1 protein-coding gene is annotated in these 896 nt (G+C 71.0%); it reads left to right on the top strand.

Annotated features, from left to right (window positions below; all coding sequences use genetic code 11):
- Position 1 precedes the first annotated feature (1 nt).
- On the top strand, positions 2-896 hold an 895-nt coding region (locus N5079_RS35050; protein WP_315967909.1), incomplete at its 3' end, for an AMP-binding protein.

Here is an 896-nt window from a genome sequence, read left to right as displayed (position 1 = left end):
GGTGGTGGGTGATGGGGTGTGGGTGACGTTCGGGGAGTTGCGGGCGCGGGCGTTGCGGCTGGCGGGGTGGTTGGCGGCTCGGGGTGTGGGGGCCGGGGATGCGGTGGGGGTGTGTGTTCCTAAGGGTGTGGGTCAGGTCGTGGCCGTGTTGGGGGTGTTGGCGGCTGGTGCGGTGTATGTGCCGGTGGGGGTGGATCAGCCGGTGTTGCGGCGGGAGCGGATCTTTGAGCGGGCGGGGGTGCGGTGTGTGGTGGACGAGGCCGTGCTTGCGGCGGATGCGGAGCCGTTGAGCGGGCCGGTGGTGGTGCCGGATGAGCAGGTGGCGTATGTGATTTTCACGTCGGGGTCGACGGGGGAGCCGAAGGGTGTGGAGGTGGCGCATCGGGCGGCGATGAACACGCTCGTGGATGTGCGCCGGCGGTTCGGGGTGGGGCCGGGGGATCGGGTTTTGGCGGTGTCGGCGCTGGATTTCGATTTGTCGGTGTTCGACATTTTCGGCCTGCTGGGGGTCGGCGGGGCGGTGGTGGTGATCGACGAGGACGGCCGCCGCGACCCGCAGGTCTGGCTCGACCTCATCCACCGCCACGACGTCACCGTGTGGCAGACGGTCCCCGCCCTGCTCGACATGCTCCTCACCGCCGCCGAGGACGACCCCGGCCGGGGTCTCGGCAAACTGAGGATCGCCCTGCTCGGCGGCGACTGGGTCGGCCTCGACCTGCGCGAACGGCTCGTGGCCCGGGACCCCGGCGCCCGCCTGATCGCCCTCGGCGGCACCACGGAGACCGCCATCCATTCCTCCGTCTTCGAGGTGCGCGAGGTTCCCGCGCACTGGACGTCGATTCCGTACGGCGTGCCGTTGTCGGGTCAGGCGTTCCGGGTGGTGGACGGCCGGGGGA

The organism is Planotetraspora sp. A-T 1434 (assembly GCF_025420585.1).
Lineage (GTDB): Bacteria > Actinomycetota > Actinomycetes > Streptosporangiales > Streptosporangiaceae > JAOEGB01.
The sequence above is the reverse complement of the archived record's forward strand: the minus strand, read 5'-3'. Positions and strand labels throughout refer to the sequence as shown.